We start from the raw sequence: 2,702 nt of genomic DNA on the forward strand, positions 1-2,702 counted from the left end.
CCAATAACCGCCCGAAAAAAGAACATAAAAAAATCCCTCCAAATTTAAAAACAAATTCAGAGGGTAATTTAGGGTATAACAAAATAACCCACCCGAATATCGTTTTTTTTATTTGGTGAGTTTGTTCTTTCAAATACGAAACAAAAAGAGCCGATGATTCGTGAATTGTTCCACAATTTCATCGGCTCTGCGTCTTAAGCGTCTGGCTCTTTGATGACAGTTATCTTCAAGTTGTCAACTTTAATCAAGCTTTCTTGTCTGCATTTTGGACAATAAAGGGGATAATTCTCCAAAACAGTGTCCTTCCTAATTTTATTACGGGTTTTGCTCCCACAAACAGGACACAATATCCATTCGCATTTCATCATAATTAGTCTCTAATCCTTTCAAATCTCATTTTATATGACTTTTGCAAGCTGTTAAGCTAACTTGTGGAACATATGCCGAACCTTATCTATACGGCTATTCGGGCGGCGGGGTTGGCAAATAAATTTACCAATAGCTGGCTGGTATCCTTTTAACTCTGTCAAGCAGACTCCCTGCCCATTTGTGAAATAAGTTAAATCGTTCCTGTATTCTTGAATACATCTGGCAGGGATTTCTCCTTTCAGAATGACCTCGTCATTCTTTACCTGAGTACTTACAATATCTGCACAATACCTTGGGGCATCATGATACGCCCGTGAGAGATATTCCTGCGGTGCATAAATTTCAAAGTGGAGATATGGCTCTAATAGTTCTGTCCCTGCTTTTTTTAAAGCCTGCTCCAATACGATAGGGGAAAGCAGCCGAAAGTCTGCGGGGGTACTTACAGGACTATAATACAATCCATATTCAAAACAGATTTTACAGTCTGTCACTTTCCATCCATACAGCCCCTGCTCGCAGCCATAAAGAACCCCCTCCATAACCGCATTTTGGAACGATTGGTTTAAATATCCAAGTGAAACTCTGCTTTCATACTGCACTCCGCTTCCAATAGGGAGCGGCTCTATGGACAACCCGACAGAAGCCCAGAAAGGATTTGGCGGGACTTCTATGTGGATGGTATATTCTGCTTTTCTAAGCGGTCTTTCCATATATATAACAGTAGGCTCTTTTATTTCTGCCTCCACATGGTATTTTTCCTCAAGGATGGCACAAATGACTTCCATCTGCACATTCCCCAAAAAAGAAAGTATAATCTCATGCGTTGTAGTATCCACATAATATTTTAAAAGAGGGTCGCCATCTGAAATTTCTGTAAGTGCCCCAAGCAATATTTCCCGCTGTTCAGATTTCTTTACTGCAATCGTTGTTTGGAGCATAGGGAGAGGATTTTCAATAAATTTTCTCTGCGGCAACAGCATTTCGTTCCCCAAAATACTGTTTAGCTGCAAAACATCATTTGGTAAAATTACAATATCACCAGAGCAGGCTGTATCGGATGAATATAATTCACCGTTTGTCGGAACACACATCTCTGTGATTTTTATTTTCTCTTTTTCAGATATTTTAATAACATCCCTCAAATGCAATGTTCCGCTATATATACGCACATAAACAAAACGCCGCCTTTTCTCTGAATATTCAATCTTAAAAACCTGCCCGCATAGTTCAGATTGACCTTCAGGCGTTGATGAATAAAACTTACTGGCAATCACTTCTATAAGCTGCCGAATCCCCAGATTGTTTTTAGCACTTCCGTGATAAACGGGAAATAACGTTCCGTTTTGGAATCTCCTGTTTTCTTCCTGTTCCAGTTCTGACATTTTAAACGGTTTCCCTGACATATATTTCTCTAATAGTTCATCGTTTCCCATAATTACCGCATCCCACTGTTCCATATCGTCATTGTCCGTTACATTTATATGGGGATGCTGCCCAACCTTTTGCTTCACTATAATTTCCGAAGAAAGCTTTGCTTTCATTTCTTGATATACCATTGGCAAATCAATCCCCTCTTGGTCAATTTTATTGATGAAAAAAATTGTCGGAATCTTCATTGTCTGTAGTGCATGAAACAGTATACGGGTCTGTGCCTGTATGCCATCCTTTGCAGAAACTAATAATACTGCTCCGTCTAATACGGATAAAGAACGGTATACTTCCGCCAAAAAATCCATATGGCCTGGCGTATCTATAATGTTGACTTTTACATCCTCCCACTGAAAAGATGTCACTGCTGTCTGGATAGTGATTCCCCTTTGACGCTCCAAATTCATTGTATCTGTCCTTGTTGTGCCTTTATCTACGCTCCCTGGTTCTGCAATTGCACCACTGGTATACAATAAACTCTCCGTTAATGTTGTCTTTCCTGCGTCAACGTGAGCCAGAATGCCTAAGTTAATTATTTTCATGTGATTTTCCTCCTATCAACACCCAAAAAAGGGCATAAAAATACCCAGTGATAAATACTCCTATCACTGGGTAAATAACTCCAATAGCCCCAAAACACTTATATGTTTTCGGGCATATAAAATTACATGATAAAAGTATTCTTAAACTGGGTACAAAAAACTAAGCCCCATATTAAAAGTGAAACGGGACTGCTACTTTTTGTTCCCACTATCAAATTGACAGTTTATTTAAGAATACCTTGCCGCATATTTATTAACTCCTTGTATAATACTGAATCTAATTATATTCCTTAACCCTTTATTTGTCAAGCTGACAAACTAAAGCAGAAAAAGCGGCAGGATTTCCCCCTGCCACTAATCAGG

2 protein-coding genes are annotated in these 2,702 nt (G+C 39.1%); both read right to left on the reverse strand.

Annotated elements, in window-relative coordinates:
* Positions 1–194 precede the first annotated feature (194 nt).
* Positions 195–368, reverse strand: coding sequence for a cysteine-rich KTR domain-containing protein (locus CORAM0001_RS11135; RefSeq protein WP_011528024.1), 174 nt, complete (start codon positions 366–368; stop codon positions 195–197).
* A gap of 51 nt (positions 369–419) precedes the next feature.
* Positions 420–2,339, reverse strand: coding sequence for a tetracycline resistance ribosomal protection protein Tet(O) (gene tet(O) / locus CORAM0001_RS10795; RefSeq protein WP_000691759.1), 1,920 nt, complete (start codon positions 2,337–2,339; stop codon positions 420–422).
* Between the last annotated feature and the right edge of the window lie 363 nt (positions 2,340–2,702).

The organism is Corynebacterium amycolatum SK46 (assembly GCF_000173655.1).
Classification (GTDB): Bacteria; Actinomycetota; Actinomycetes; order Mycobacteriales; family Mycobacteriaceae; genus Corynebacterium; species Corynebacterium amycolatum_A.